Source organism: Kitasatospora griseola (genome assembly GCF_014648555.1).
Lineage (GTDB): Bacteria > Actinomycetota > Actinomycetes > Streptomycetales > Streptomycetaceae > Kitasatospora > Kitasatospora griseola.
Window position 1 is genome coordinate 131,673 of the sequence record NZ_BMRI01000003.1, and the last position, 13,948, is coordinate 145,620.

15 protein-coding genes are annotated in these 13,948 nt (G+C 69.8%); 1 reads left to right on the forward strand and 14 read right to left on the reverse strand.

Going from position 1 to position 13,948, the window contains the following annotated elements:
- Window positions 1–456 precede the first annotated feature (456 nt).
- Window positions 457–1,113, reverse strand: a complete 657-nt coding sequence (locus IEZ12_RS04755; protein ID WP_189270963.1) for a response regulator — start codon at window positions 1,111–1,113, stop codon at window positions 457–459.
- Window positions 1,110–2,300: a sensor histidine kinase gene (locus tag IEZ12_RS04760; protein WP_189270964.1), complete on the reverse strand. Its 1,191-nt coding sequence runs from the start codon at window positions 2,298–2,300 to the stop codon at window positions 1,110–1,112. The genes IEZ12_RS04755 and IEZ12_RS04760 overlap by 4 nt, the downstream gene beginning before the upstream one ends.
- Before the next feature lie 123 nt (window positions 2,301–2,423).
- Here IEZ12_RS04760 and IEZ12_RS04765 point away from each other — a divergent pair, with 123 nt between their 5' ends.
- The gene (locus IEZ12_RS04765; RefSeq protein ID WP_189270965.1) at window positions 2,424–2,954 is read left to right on the forward strand and encodes a hypothetical protein; all 531 of its coding nucleotides are present in this window, start codon (window positions 2,424–2,426) and stop codon (window positions 2,952–2,954) included.
- 7 nt (window positions 2,955–2,961) lie between these two features.
- Here the strand turns inward: IEZ12_RS04765 and IEZ12_RS04770 are convergent, their stop codons facing one another.
- From IEZ12_RS04770 to IEZ12_RS04825, 12 genes are all read right to left on the reverse strand, one after another.
- The gene (locus tag IEZ12_RS04770) at window positions 2,962–3,534 is read right to left on the reverse strand and encodes a cob(I)yrinic acid a,c-diamide adenosyltransferase (protein WP_189270966.1); all 573 of its coding nucleotides are present in this window, start codon (window positions 3,532–3,534) and stop codon (window positions 2,962–2,964) included.
- 165 nt (window positions 3,535–3,699) lie between these two features.
- Window positions 3,700–4,200, reverse strand: coding sequence for a DUF2550 domain-containing protein (locus tag IEZ12_RS04775; protein WP_035866161.1), 501 nt, complete (start codon window positions 4,198–4,200; stop codon window positions 3,700–3,702).
- Between the two features lie 127 nt (window positions 4,201–4,327).
- Window positions 4,328–4,711: a F0F1 ATP synthase subunit epsilon gene (locus IEZ12_RS04780; RefSeq protein WP_189270967.1), complete on the reverse strand. Its 384-nt coding sequence runs from the start codon at window positions 4,709–4,711 to the stop codon at window positions 4,328–4,330.
- A 219-nt stretch (window positions 4,712–4,930) separates the two neighbouring features.
- Window positions 4,931–6,376 carry a F0F1 ATP synthase subunit beta gene (gene atpD / locus IEZ12_RS04785; RefSeq protein ID WP_100588004.1) on the reverse strand — a complete coding sequence of 482 codons (1,446 nt, stop codon included), beginning with the start codon at window positions 6,374–6,376 and terminating at the stop codon, window positions 4,931–4,933.
- Window positions 6,377–6,378: 2 nt separating this feature from the next.
- Complete coding sequence (locus IEZ12_RS04790; protein ID WP_100588005.1) at window positions 6,379–7,293, reverse strand: F0F1 ATP synthase subunit gamma; 915 nt, start codon at window positions 7,291–7,293, stop codon at window positions 6,379–6,381.
- Window positions 7,294–7,325: 32 nt separating this feature from the next.
- Window positions 7,326–8,900, reverse strand: coding sequence for a F0F1 ATP synthase subunit alpha (gene atpA, locus IEZ12_RS04795; protein WP_189270968.1), 1,575 nt, complete (start codon window positions 8,898–8,900; stop codon window positions 7,326–7,328).
- A 154-nt stretch (window positions 8,901–9,054) separates the two neighbouring features.
- Entirely contained in the window at window positions 9,055–9,870 is an 816-nt protein-coding gene (locus IEZ12_RS04800) for a F0F1 ATP synthase subunit delta (RefSeq protein ID WP_189270969.1), read from the reverse strand.
- A complete protein-coding gene (locus tag IEZ12_RS04805) occupies window positions 9,867–10,424 on the reverse strand; it encodes a F0F1 ATP synthase subunit B (RefSeq protein WP_043916033.1) in 558 nt (185 codons plus the stop codon). The genes IEZ12_RS04800 and IEZ12_RS04805 overlap by 4 nt, the downstream gene beginning before the upstream one ends.
- 41 nt (window positions 10,425–10,465) lie before the next feature.
- Window positions 10,466–10,696, reverse strand: coding sequence for an ATP synthase F0 subunit C (gene atpE / locus IEZ12_RS04810; RefSeq protein WP_189270970.1), 231 nt, complete (start codon window positions 10,694–10,696; stop codon window positions 10,466–10,468).
- Between the two features lie 80 nt (window positions 10,697–10,776).
- Window positions 10,777–11,589: a F0F1 ATP synthase subunit A gene (gene atpB, locus IEZ12_RS04815; protein ID WP_373295432.1), complete on the reverse strand. Its 813-nt coding sequence runs from the start codon at window positions 11,587–11,589 to the stop codon at window positions 10,777–10,779.
- 279 nt (window positions 11,590–11,868) lie between these two features.
- Window positions 11,869–12,291, reverse strand: a complete 423-nt coding sequence (locus tag IEZ12_RS04820) for a Cg1360 family ATP-synthase-associated protein (protein ID WP_043916030.1) — start codon at window positions 12,289–12,291, stop codon at window positions 11,869–11,871.
- A 280-nt stretch (window positions 12,292–12,571) separates the two neighbouring features.
- Window positions 12,572–13,903 carry a glycosyltransferase family 4 protein gene (locus IEZ12_RS04825; protein ID WP_189270972.1) on the reverse strand — a complete coding sequence of 444 codons (1,332 nt, stop codon included), beginning with the start codon at window positions 13,901–13,903 and terminating at the stop codon, window positions 12,572–12,574.
- Window positions 13,904–13,948: the final 45 nt, after the last annotated feature.

Sequence of the window (13,948 nt, forward strand, 5' to 3'; positions counted from 1 at the left end):
TGCCGCCCGTCCCGTGCCCCAGGGATCGACCGCGCCGTGTTCTGGACCGGTTGTGCACCGGCCCCTTCCTGAATCTGACGGTCGACCAGTTCCGCAGGTTGCTGTCACCCGGCGGACTGTCCCTCAACTTCACCCGTCCGAGGGAATATACGCAGGAACACCTGGTACCTACGCTCGATTACCGCCCAAATCACCCGTCTGCGCGGTGCTCCGTGAGCAAACTCACCCGGAGGGTGCGGGCGGCCCGTGCGGGGCCGGTCGTGCGGTCATCTGGTCCTCCCAGGGGCACGCGGAGGGCTCGCCCGGGCCGGGGCGGCACCGACCGCCCGACGGGGAGCCACATCGCTCTGCGCCGGACTCTAGTAGCAGCACGCGCCCCGTGGTGCGTTCCGACAGTGTGATCTGCACCGGAACAGGTGTGATCTGCGCCCCTCCCCCGGGTTGCGCCGTCGGCCGTCACCGCTCCCCGGGAACGGGCACTCCCCACTCCTGCGCGAGGATCGCGGCCTGCACCCGGCTGCGCTGCCCGAGCTTCGCCAGGATCCGGGTGACGTGGGTCTTGGTGGTGGCCTCCGCCGTGCCGAGCCGGTGGGCGATCTCCGCGTTGGACAGGCCCGCCCCGAGGCAGCCGAGCACCTCGCGCTCCTTGGGCGTCAGCGCGCCGAGGGCCGTCGCGTCCGCCGCCGGCGCCGCCGTGGGCCGGGCGAACGAGGCGATCAGCCGCCGGGTGACGGACGGCGCGAGCATGCCGTCGCCGCGGGCGACCGTGCGGACGCCCTCGACCAGGGTGTCCGCCTCCAGGTCCTTGAGCAGGAACCCCGCGGCGCCGGCCCGCAGCGCGCCCCACACGTACTCGTCGAGGTCGAAGGTGGTGAGCACCAGCACCTGCGCCGCCCCGGCCTCCACCACCCGGCGGGTCGCGGCGACGCCGTCCAGCCGGGGCATCTGGACGTCCATCAGGACGACGTCGGGCCGCAGTTCCAGCGCGAGCCGCACCGCCTGTTCGCCGTCCGCGGCCTCGCCGACCACCTGCAGGTCGTCCTCGGCCCGCAGGATCATCACCAGCGCCGCCCGGACGGCCGCCTGGTCCTCCGCCACCAGCACCCGGATCATGCCCGCTCCCCGCTCGCCGTCCGCGGCAGCACCGCCCGGACCCGCCACGTCTGCCCGTCCGGCCCGGCGTCGAACTCGCCGCCGAGCAGCTGGGCCCGCTCTCCCATGCCGACCAGCCCGGCCTTCGCCCCGGGCACCGCCCGGCCCTCGCCGGCCCGGTACGGGGACTCCACGGTGATCTCCAACTCCCGCTCCCCGTACCGGATGCACAGCCGGACCGGGCCGGGTGCGGCGTGCTTGACGGCGTTGGTCAGCGACTCCTGGACGATCCGGTACGCGGCGAGTTCGACCGGCGCGGGCAGTTCGCCCGGCTCGCCGTGCTGCTCCGCCGCGAACCGCAGCCCGGCCGACCGCCCGGCTGCCGCAGCCTGCTCCAGCAGCACGTCCACCGCCGCCAACCGCGGCGCGGCGTAGGGCTCTTCGGGCGTGGCCTCGCGCAGCAGGCCGATCATCCGACGCATCTCGGCCAGGCCCTGCACGCTGTTCTCCCGGATCACCGCGAGCGCCTCCACCAACGGCTCGTCCGCCGCCCGCACCTGACGGCGCGCCACCGCCTGCGCGCCGGTGGCGTGGATGGCGATCGCCGACAGGTGGTTGGCGATCACGTCGTGCAGTTCGCGGGCCATCCGGGCCCGCTCGGCGACCACCGCGCCGCGCCGGTCCAGCTCCGCGAGCAGCGCGGTCTGCTCGGCGCGCAGCCGCTCCGCCTCGGCGACCTCCCGGTGCCGGCGCAGCAGGTCCGCCGTCCACACCGGGGAGAGGAAGATCAGCCCGCAGAACACGGCGACCAGCAGCGCCTCGGACAGCGAGGCGTACCTCCACGTCAGGCCGGTCAACACCACGGTGGTGGCGGCGCCCGACAACTGCAGGACCCGGCTCATCCGCGCCGGGCCGTACAGCACGGCCGCGTACAGCAGGTCGGTGTACAGCAGCATCGTCGGCACCAGCGAGCCGAAGTACACGGCGACGCCGAACACCACGCCGCCGACGCTGACCGTCCACACCGTCCACCGGCGGCGCACCAGCGACAGCCCGGCCATCGCCACCAGCGGCAGCACCGACGCCCACGCCGACCACTCGGGCCGCCGGTCGTACGCGCCGACCGCGATCAGCAGCAGGCCGCCGAGCAGCCCGGCCACGGCGATGGCCACGTCCTGCCCGCGCTCGGAGAGTCTCACCCGACCCATCCCAGCACCCCTTCCGGCCCGCCGGGACGACCGCTCGGACGACCCGCCGTCCGACGAACGTCTGACACCCCGGTCCACCGGCCGGACGACGACGGCGCACCCGCGCGCGAGGAGGATCGAAGCATGGTTTCCCTGATCGTGGCCGGCGAGGCCGGCTTCTGGGTGGTGCTGGCGGCGGGGCTGCTGGCCCGCTACGCGCTGCGCCTGCGCCGCACCGGTCTGGCGTTGCTGGCGCTGCTGCCGGTGGTCGATCTGGTGATCCTCGGCGCCACCGTCGCCGATCTGCGCGGCGGCGCCACCGCCGACTGGACGCACGGCCTGGCCGCCGCCTACGTCGGCTTCTCGGTCGCCTACGGGCACCGCCTGGTCCGCTGGGCCGACGGCCACGCCGCGCACCGGCTGGCCGGCGGCCCCAAGCCTCCCGGCATGCCCAAGTACGGTGCGGCGCGGGCCCGTTACGAGTGGGGCGTGTTCCTGCTGACGTTGCTGGCCGCGGCCGTCACGGTGGCGCTGGTCGCCGCCGTCCAGTGGCTGGTCGGCGACGCCGCGCGCACTGCGGCGCTGGATTCCTGGTACCCGAAGATGGCCCTGGCGGTCGGCATCAACCTCGTCGTCGCCGCCGGCTACACGGTCTTCCCCAAGCGGGCGAAGTAGCCGGAGGTCAGCGGTTCTCGCCGGGCACCCACAGCACGTCGCCGCGCTCCTTGTTGGCCGTGCGCGCCAGGATGAACAGCAGGTCGGACAACCGGTTCAGGTACTTCGCGGTCAGCGGGTTGATGTCGTCGCCGTGCGTCTCGATCGCCGCCCAGGTGGCCCGCTCGGCCCGCCGCACCACGGTGCACGCCAGGTGCAGGTACGCGGCGCCGGGGGTGCCGCCGGGCAGGATGAAGCTGCGCAGCTTCTCCAGCTCCGCCAGGAACCGGTCGCAGTCCCCCTCCAGCCGGTCGACGTAGGACTGCTCGACCCGCAGCGGCGGGTACTTGGGGTCCTCGACGATCGGCGTCGCCAGGTCCGCGCCCACGTCGAACAGGTCGTTCTGGATCCGGGTCAGCACCGTCACCAGTTCGCCGTCCAGCGCCCCGGCGGCCAGTGCCACGCCGATCGCCGCGTTGGCCTCGTTGGTGTCGGCGTACGCGATCAGCCGCGGGTCGGTCTTGGTGGTCCGGCTCATGTCGCCGAGCGCGGTCGTGCCGTCGTCCCCGGTGCGGGTGTAGATGCGCGTCAGGTTCACCATGCCCGCAGCCTAGCGCGCACGTCGGAAGCGGTGGACGCGAGCCACGTCACGCTCCCCCGACCGCGGCCCCGGCGACGTCGACCCTCCCGAGGGTCTCGTCGCTACGCGACGTTGACCCTCCCCCAGCCTCCGGCCGGGGGGACCCCCACCCCGAGGGTCTCGTCGCTACGCGACGTTGACCCTCTGCCCGGGCGGGGCGGCCTCCAGCCAGGCCAGGAAGCCGGTCAGCGCGTCGTCGCTCATCGCGAGCTCCAGCGGCGCGCCCCGGTGCAGGCAGCGCAGCACCACCGAGCCGGAGAGCAGGGCGAGTTCCTCCTGCCCCTGCGGGTAGCGGCGGCCCAGCACCTCGATCTCGGTGCGCGGCAGGACCCGTCGCGGCCGGGGCGCGTAGGAGAACACCCGGAACCACTCGATGGAATCGCCGCTGTACCGGCCGATACCAAAAACCCACCCCTTGCCGTCGGTCTGTGGGACCGGGGCCGAGGTGGGTTGGCCGTTCTCGTCGAGATCCGGCTGCGTGGAGGCGTCCGCCGGCATTTTCAAGCGGTAGGAGCAGTCGAAGGTGCCGCCCACCCGCTGGATGAGGCGGCGGCGTACCGCGAAGCCGACCAGGCCCGCGATGGCGAGGACCACTACCGACGCGCACACCACAAGGGCGAGGACCACGCTCACCTACCTCCTCGCTGCCTTCATCCCCGTTGACGGCCGACAACGGCCGCCCATTCCTACCAACTGATACGACAGTCCCGAGGACACGCTCCAGGCGTCCCCGGGACCGTCGCTGAGACCAGGCTCAGTGATGCGCCTTCAGGCCGCCGGCGGCGACCAGTCGGACCTCGGCGCGACGCTCGGCGTGCGAGTCGGCGTCGGCCTTGGCGTTCTCCAGCGCGCGCTCGGCGCGGGCGACGTCGATCTCGTCGGCCAGCTCGGCGATCTCGGCGAGGATCGACAGCTTGTTGTCGGCGAACGAGATGAAGCCGCCGTGCACCGCCGCGATGATGGTGCCCTCGGAGACGGTGCGGATGGTGACCGGGCCGGTCTCCAGCACGCTCAGCACCGGGGTGTGACCCGGCATGATGCCGGTGTCGCCGGAGGCCGTACGGGCAACAACGATGGTGGCCGCACCGGACCACACCTTGCGGTCGGCTGCGACCAGCTCGACGTGCAGCTCAGCCAACGTGGGCTCCTTGGCTCTTGCCGGGCCTCGGCCACCCGGGCGAACGGGCGGCTGAGCTCTCGGCAGTTTCGGTAAGAATAACGGTCGCGCGCCCCCGGAACGAAACCAAGGGCGGGTAAATGACCGGGATCACAGCAGTTCCAGCGGTGAGGGGTGGCCCCCGACGAGAGCCGGGAACCACCCCTCAACGGTTGGGTCTGCGGTGCGACCGGTCTGCGGTTACTTCTTCAGCAGCTCGGCGGCGTTGCGCTCGAGGTCGTCGATGCCACCGCACATGAAGAAGGCCTGCTCCGGGATGTGGTCGTACTTGCCGTCCGCGATCGCGTTGAAGGCCTCGATGGTCTCCGACAGCGGCACGGTCGAACCGTCGACACCGGTGAACTGCTTCGCCACGTAGGTGTTCTGCGAGAGGAAGCGCTCGATGCGGCGGGCACGCTGCACCGTGATCTTGTCTTCCTCGGACAGCTCGTCGATACCGAGGATCGCGATGATGTCCTGCAGGTCCTTGTACTTCTGCAGGATCCCCTTGATACGGATGGCCGTGTCGTAGTGGGTCTGCGCGATGTACCGCGGGTCGAGGATGCGGGACGTGGAGTCCAGCGGGTCGACGGCCGGGTAGATGCCCTTCTCCGAGATCGGGCGCGACAGAACGGTGGTCGCGTCCAGGTGGGCGAAGGTGGTGGCCGGCGCCGGGTCGGTCAGGTCGTCCGCGGGGACGTAGATCGCCTGCATCGAGGTGATCGAGTGACCGCGGGTCGAGGTGATGCGCTCCTGCAGGAGGCCCATCTCGTCGGCCAGGTTCGGCTGGTAACCCACCGCGGAGGGCATACGGCCGAGCAGGGTCGACACCTCGGAACCGGCCTGGGTGAACCGGAAGATGTTGTCGATGAAGAGGAGCACGTCCTGCTTCTCGACGTCGCGGAAGTACTCCGCCATGGTCAGCGCGGAGAGCGCGACGCGCAGACGGGTGCCCGGCGGCTCGTCCATCTGGCCGAAGACCAGCGCGGTCTTGTCCAGAACGCCCGAGTCGACCATCTCGTCGATGAGGTCGTTGCCCTCACGGGTGCGCTCACCGACACCGGCGAACACCGACACACCACCGAAGTTCTCGGCGACGCGGTAGATCATCTCCTGGATCAGAACGGTCTTGCCGACACCGGCACCACCGAACAGACCGATCTTGCCACCCTGGACGTACGGGGTGAGCAGGTCGATGACCTTGATGCCGGTCTCGAACATCTCGGTCTTCGACTCGAGCTCGGCGAAGTTCGGGGCCTTGCGGTGGATCGGCCACTTGACCTCGACGGAGGCCTCGAACTCGGCCTTGTCGACGTTCAGCACCTCACCGAGGGCGTTGAAGACCTTGCCCTTGGTGATCTGGCCGACCGGGACGGAGATCGCCGAACCGGTGTCGGTGACCTGCGAGCCACGGACCAGGCCGTCGGTCGGCTGCATCGAGATGCCGCGGACCAGGCCGTCGCCGAGGTGCTGGGCAACCTCAAGGGTCAGGGTCTTCTTGCCCGTGCCGTCGGGGTTGTCCACCTCGACGTGCAGGGCGTTGAACATGTCCGGAATCGCGTCGACGGGGAACTCCACGTCGACGACCGGGCCGATGACCCGCGCGACGCGGCCCGTCGCCGTGGTCGGCTCAACAGTGGTGGTCATACTCATTCGCTCCCGCGGCTAGCGTCGGCGAGGGCGTTGGCGCCGCCGACGATCTCGCTGATTTCCTGGGTGATCTCGGCCTGACGGGCCGAGTTGGCAAGCCGCGTCAGCGACTTGATGAGCTCGCCGGCGTTGTCCGTCGCGCTCTTCATCGCACGCCGGCGGGCGGCGTGCTCGGAGGCGGCCGACTGCAGGAGAGCGTTGTAGATCCGGCTCTCGACGTACCGCGGCAGCAGGGCGTCGAGGACGCCCTCCGCCGACGGTTCGAAGTCGTACAGCGGGAAGATCTCGTTCTTCGCCGGCGACTTGTCGCTGAGCTCGACCTCGTCGAGCTTCAGCGGCAGCAGTCGGGCGTCCACGGCGGTCTGCGTCAGCATCGACACGAACTCGGTCGACACCAGGTGCAGCTCGTCCACGCCACCGGTCTCCGCGGTGAAGGCCTCGATGAGGTCCGCCGCGACGGCCTTCGCGTCCCCGTAGGTCGGCTTGTCCGAGAAGCCCGTCCACGAGTTCGCGACCGCGAGGTTGCGGAACCCGTAGTACCCGACGCCCTTGCGGCCGACGATGTACGTGACCACTTCCTTGCCCTCTTCGCGGAGGCGGGCGGCGAGCGCCAGCGACTGCTTGATGGCGTTGGTCGAGTAGCCGCCCGCCAGACCGCGGTCCGCCGTCACCAGCAGCACGGCGGCGCGCGAGGCGCTCGGGTTCTCGGTGGTCAGCGGGTGCTTCGCGTTGGACCGGGTGGCCACCGCGGTCACCGCGCGGGTGAGCTCATCGGCGTACGGGGTGGAGGCGGCCACCGCGCGCTGCGCCTTGACGATGCGCGACGCGGAGATCATCTCCATCGCCTTGGTGATCTTCTTCGTCGCGGTGACGGAGCGGATGCGGCGCTTGTAGACCCGAAGCTGTGCTCCCATGGGTCGTTACGTCCTTTCCCTCGCTACCGGACTCAGGCCTGCTCGGAGAGCAGCTTGCCGTCCGCCGTGGTGTAACCCTGCTTGAACGAGGTGATCGCCGCGGTCAGCGCGTCGATGGTGCCGTCCTCGAGCTTCTGGGTCTCGGCGATGCCGGTCAGGATGCCCTTGTGCTCCAGGCGCAGGTGGTCCAGGAACTCGCGCTCGAAGCGACGGATCTCGGCGACCGGGACGTCGTCCAGCTTGCCGGTGGTGCCGGCCCAGATCGAGACGACCTGGTCCTCGACCGCGAACGGCTGGTACTGGCCCTGCTTCAGCAGCTCGACCATGCGCGCACCGCGCTCCAGCTGGGCCTTGGAGGCCGCGTCCAGGTCGGAACCGAAGGCGGCGAACGCCTCCAGCTCGCGGTACTGGGCCAGGTCCAGGCGCAGGCGGCCGGCGACCGACTTCATGGCCTTGATCTGGGCGGAGCCGCCGACGCGGGAGACCGAGATACCGACGTTCACGGCCGGGCGGATGCCGGCGTTGAACAGGTCGGACTCCAGGAAGCACTGGCCGTCGGTGATGGAGATGACGTTGGTCGGGATGTACGCCGAGACGTCGTTGGCCTTGGTCTCGATGATCGGCAGACCGGTCATCGAGCCGCCGCCGAGGGCGTCGTTCAGCTTGGCGCAGCGCTCCAGCAGGCGGGAGTGCAGGTAGAAGACGTCACCCGGGTAGGCCTCGCGGCCCGGCGGGCGGCGCAGCAGCAGGGAGACGGAGCGGTAGGCCTCGGCCTGCTTCGACAGGTCGTCGAAGACGATGAGGACGTGCTTGCCGTCGTACATCCACTCCTGGCCGATGGCCGAACCGGTGTACGGGGCGAGGTACTTGAAGCCGGCCGGGTCGGAGGCGGGAGCAGCCACGATGGTGGTGTACTCCAGCGCGCCGGCCTCCTCCAGGGCGCCGCGGACGGACGCGATGGTGGAGCCCTTCTGGCCCACGGCGACGTAGATGCAGCGGACCTGCTTCTCCGGGTCGCCCGAACGCCAGTTGTCGCGCTGGTTGATGATGGTGTCGACGGCGACGGCGGTCTTGCCGGTCTGACGGTCACCGATGATCAGCTGGCGCTGGCCGCGGCCGATCGGGGTCATCGCGTCGATGGCCTTGATGCCGGTCTGCAGCGGCTGCTTGACCGACTTGCGGGCCATGACGCCGGGGGCCTGCAGCTCCAGGGCGCGACGGCCGGTGGAGACGATGTCGCCCAGGCCGTCGATCGGGTTGCCCAGCGGGTCCACGACGCGACCGAGGTAGCCGTCGCCGACCGGAACCGAGAGGACCTCGCCGGTGCGGCGCACGGTCTGGCCCTCTTCGATGCCGCCGAACTCACCGAGGATGACGACACCGATCTCGCGGGTGTCGAGGTTCAGCGCGAGGCCGAGCGTGCCGTCCTCGAACTTCAGCAGCTCGTTCGCCATGACCGAGGGCAGGCCCTCGACATGCGCGATGCCGTCCGCAGCGTCAGTGACCTTGCCGACCTCTTCCACAGAAGCGGCGTCCGGCTGGTACGACTGGACAAAGTCGGCCAGCGCGTCCCGGATCTCCTCCGGACGGATCGTAAGCTCCGCCATCAGGCTTCCCTGCTCTCCTAGTTTGCGATCCTCGGCCCGCCATTGAGGGCCGCAAGTGCTCGACTCTCGGCCGGGTCGAGTGAACCGGCCGTACGTTTTGCCGGCCCACCTGGTGTGGACCGACGCCCGACCGAGGGTCGGATAGTGCTGGTGCTCAGCCTTCGAGGCCCTGGCGAGCGCCTTCGAGGCGGCTCGCGACCGTGCCGTCGATGACCTCGTCGCCGATCTGGACCCGGACACCGCCCTGGACCTCGGGGTCCACGTCGATGTTCAGGTGCACCGAACGGCCCTGCAGGCCGGCCAGGGCAGCGGCGAGCCGCTCCTTCTGGCGGTCCGACAGCGGCACGGCGGTGGTGACCAGGGCCACCACGCGGCCACGCCGGGAGGCGGCGAGCTTGGAGTAGGACTCCAGGCCACCCTCCAGGCTACGGCCCCGGGGGACCGTGACCAGGCTGGTGACCAGGCGGACGGTGCCCGCGTTGGCCTTGCCGCCGAGAAGCTTGCGGATCAGCTCCTTCTTGGCGGCCGTGTCGGCCTTCGGCTCGGTCAGCGCGGCACGCAGCTCGTGCGAGCCCGCCACCACCCGGCCGAACCGGAACAGCTCGTCCTCGACGTCGTCCAGCGCGCCCGCCTTGTCGGCGGCGATGACCTCGGCGTACGCGGTCAGCTGCTCGGCCGCGTCGGCCAGGTCACGCGAACCCGACCAGCGCGAGCGGACCAGGCCGGAGACCAGGTCGACGGTCTCGCCGGAGACCTGACCGGCCAGCAGCGAGGTGACCAGCTGGGCCTTGTCCTGACCGGACCGGGACGGGTCGGTCAGCACGCGGCGCAGCGACACCTCGCGGTCCAGCAGCGCGGTGACGGCAGCGAGTTCCTCGGCGAGCTTGGCCGCGTCCACCGAAGTGTTGTCGGTCAGGCTCTCGAGGTTCTCGCGACCGGCGGCGAGGGCCTCGCGGCTCGCGCCGATCACTTGGACGCACCCTGGGCAGCGGCGGCCTTGGACTCCAGCTCGTCCAGGAAGCGGTCGATGACACCGCTCTGGCGGGCGTGGTCCTCCAGGGACTCACCAACGATGCGGGAAGCCAGCTGGGAGGCCAGCGAGCCCACGTCCTGGCGCAGGGCGGCGGTCGCCTGCTTCTTGTCGGCGTCGATCTGCGCGTGGCCGGCGGCGACGATGGCCTCGCGCTGACGCTGGCCCTCCTCGCGCATCTCGGCGATCAGGACAGCACCCTGCTCACGGGCGTGCTCGGTGATCCGAGCGGCCTCGTGACGCGCCTCGGCCAGCTCGGCACGGTACTGCTCAAGCATGGCCTGGGCCTCGGCCTGAGCGGTCTCCGCGCGCTTCATGCCGCCTTCGATGGCGTCACGGCGCTCCTCCAGCACCTTCTCGATGCTGGGGAGGAGCTTCTTGCCGAGAAGACCGAAGACGATGAAGAAGCAGAGCAGGCCGATGATGACCTCGGGCCACGCGGGGAGAAGAGGGTTCATCTTCTCTTCAGCCGCGAGGAGAACCTCGGGGGTCATATCAGAACCTTTCGTCGGAATTGACTACCGGTGCGCCTGGCTCACTGGCCGTAGACGAACGGCATGACGATGCCGATGAGGGCGAGGGCCTCGGTCAGGGCGAAGCCGATGAACATGTTGGAGCGGATCAGGCCGGCAGCCTCGGGCTGACGGGCCATCGCCTGCACGCCGTTACCGAAGATCAGACCGACGCCGATGCCGGGGCCGATCGCGGCGAGGCCGTAGCCGATGGACGCGACGGAACCGTGGATACCTTCAGCGAGAGCGGACATCTCAGCTAATCCTTTGCGGGGATGGAATACCGGTGGGTGTTGGCCACCGGGAGTTCAGGGCGCGGCCGGAGCCGCGGGGCTCAGTGCGCCTCTTCCAGGGCACCGGCGATGTAGCTGCTGGCGAGCATCACGAAGATGTACGCCTGCAGGAACTGCACCAGCAGCTCGAAGCCGGTCAGACCGACGGCCACCGCGAAGGACACCGAGCCGTACAGGGCGCCGATGCTGGGGCTCAGCAGGTACCACGAAGCCACCGAGAAGACGACGATCAGCAGGTGACCGGCGAACATGTTCGCGAAGGCTCGGACCGCGAGGGTGAAGGGGCGCACGAAGATGTTCGAGAAGAACTCGATCGGCACCAGGATGAACATGACCCAGCCCGGGATGCCCGACGGCCAGCAGAGGTTCTTCATGCCGCCGACGAAGCCGTGCTTCTTGAAGGTCAGCGTCATGTAGGTGATCCACACGACCGCCGCGAGCCCGACCGGGAACGCGATGCGCGACATCACCGGGAACTGGGCGAACGGGATGATGGACATGATGTTCATGATCCACACGAAGAAGAACATCGAGACCAGCATCGGGACGTACTTCTCGCCCTTTTTGCCGATCGTCTCCAGCACGATGCTCCGCTTGACGAAGTCGTACCCGATCTCACCGACCAGCTGGAGCTTGCCCGGCAGCAGCTTCGGCTTGGCGAACGCGGCCCAGAAGAAGCCGACCACCAGCAGCGCACAGATGATCGACAGCAGCATCGGCTTGGTGAAGTCGACACTGCCGATCGAGAAGATCGGCTTGAAGTCGAACTCGTTCAGGCCGGGGGCCGGGAAGCCGCAGCCGGAGAAAAGGTGGCAACCGGCCTCGGAGGCGAGCTGAACGTCAGCACCCACCACAGACTCCTTCGTTCTGACGCATGGTTACGGCAACCTCGGTGTGTCGGCGTGGCCTGCGGCCACGGTGCGGCACTGGAACTAGTTGGATTTCTCGCGGACCCGGCGCGGCGCATATCCCCGCCGCGGGATCTTCGAAAGCTTCGTGGAGCCGGGGGGCGATCCGTCCGATTCTCGGAGAGACCTGGCCGCATCCCGTACTCCGCCGTTGGGACGGACGATAGCAGCCCGTCAGGAGGGCATAAACACCGCCCCCCTCGCGAGGGGGACAGCCGGCCCCGCTCACGGTTGACGCCCGGATTTCGGCTTGCCGTCGGGTTCCACGTAATAGATCTTCGCCTTCAGCGCGCCCCTCACCTGGAACGCCGTCCAGATGATCGCGAGGCCGAGCAGGGTGAACCCGAAGACCTTGCGGTCGAAGAACGTCAGGTGCTTGGCCACCGCGAGCAGGATGCCGATCGCGAAGATCTGGGTCGTGTAGACCAGCAGCCCGGCGGCCATCATCATCTGCGGGTTGTTCCGGGTCAGACGGTCGAGCGCGAGTTGGCCGAAGCTGAAGAAGCCCAGCACCACCACGGTCGCGAGCAGCGCGCCGAGCAGGCCCTTCCCCTGGGCGACGGCGAAGGAGATCGCCATGGCGATCACTCCGGCGGCCGCAGTGGGAATTGCGGCGCCACGGAGGATCCGGGCGTCGTGGGACGGCATGTCGGCAGCTCCGCAGGCATGTCGGTGGCAAGGGGCAGTGAACTCAGGGCGAGAACCACGCCGCGGACCGCCCGTTTCGGCGAGCCCGTCGAGGGAGACCGACCAGGGACGGAAGTCCTCCACCTGTCAGGTCTTTCGGCGCGTTCTCGGTACTCGTGAACGGTATCACAAACTATTTGATGAGAGCTTTACCATGAACGTGTGGCACCTGTCACACCGCGGGCGCGCGAGTACCGCCGAACGGGTGCCGCCGAACGGCCCAACGGGAGTTGACGATTCGTCAGTCCTGCCGCTCACCCCGTCGGCCGGACGCCGTCGCACCCGTCCCGATTCGTCCCAGCAGGGCCTTGTCCTCGGCCGACAGCTCGGCCATCGCGGACGCCTCGGCGCCGACGTCGGCGTCCTCGACGCCGGTCTCCGCCCCGACCGGCCCGGCGGCCCGCTCGCCGCTGCGGTAGCGGGGCGGCACGAACGGCTGGACGGCCTTCGGGGCGCGCGGGCGGAAGCGCGGCATCAGCAGCACCGCGAGGCCCACCAGGCACAGGCCCGCCATGGTGAGGACCACCGTGCGGCCGGTGTTGGTGACCGACACCGCGACGGTGCCGAAGGCGATCAGCGCGGCCCAGAAGTACATGATCAGCACGGCCCGGCTGTGCGAGTGCCCGACCTCCAGCAGCCGGTGGTGCAGGTGCTGCTTGTCCGCCGCGAACGGCGACTTGCCCGCCCAGGTGCGGCGCACCACGGCCAGCAGCAGGTCGGCCAGCGGCAGCGCGATCACCGTCAGCGGCAGGATCAGCGGGATGTAGATCGGCACCAGGGCGTGCACGGTGAGGGTCTGCGAACCGGTCCGGGCCGAGATCAGGTCGGGGTCGACGCGGCCGGTGATGGAGATCGCGGCGACCGCCAGCATCAGGCCCAGCATCATCGAGCCGGAGTCGCCCATGAAGATCCGCGCCGGGTGCAGGTTGTGCGGCAGGAAGCCCAGGCACATGCCGATCAGCACGGCGGTGAACAGCGCGGCCGGCGCGGCGTCGTTGACCCCGTAGCCGAGCCACAGCCGGTACGAGTACAGGAAGAACGCGATCGCGGCGATGCACACCATGCCCGCCGCCAGGCCGTCCAGGCCGTCGATGAAGTTCACCGCGTTGACCATGACGACCACCAGCGTGACCGAGATCAGCATGCCCTGGGTCGGGGTCACCGCGACCGGGCCGTAGCCGGGCACCGGGATGGAGATCACCGTGACGCCCTGCCAGACCATCACGCCGGCCGCGATCATCTGACCGCCGAGCTTCACCAGCGCGTCCACGCCCCACTTGTCGTCCAGGACGCCCAGCACGAACATGATCCCGGCCCCGGACAGCAGCGCCTTGACGTCCGCACTCTGGACGAACAGCCGCCCCAGGTTGGTGAGTTGGGAGGCCGCCAGCAGGCCCGCCAGCAGGCCGCCGAACATCGCGATGCCGCCCAGCCGCGGAGTCGGTTCGCGGTGCACGTCACGCGCCCGCACGGCGGGCATCGCGCCGGCCGCGATCGCGAACTTCCGCACCGGGCTGACCAGCAGGTAGGTCACCGCCGCGGAGACGAACAGGACCAGCAGATACTCACGCACCACTGGCCTCCAGGGTCGCGGTCCGACGGACGAGTACGCAGGGTA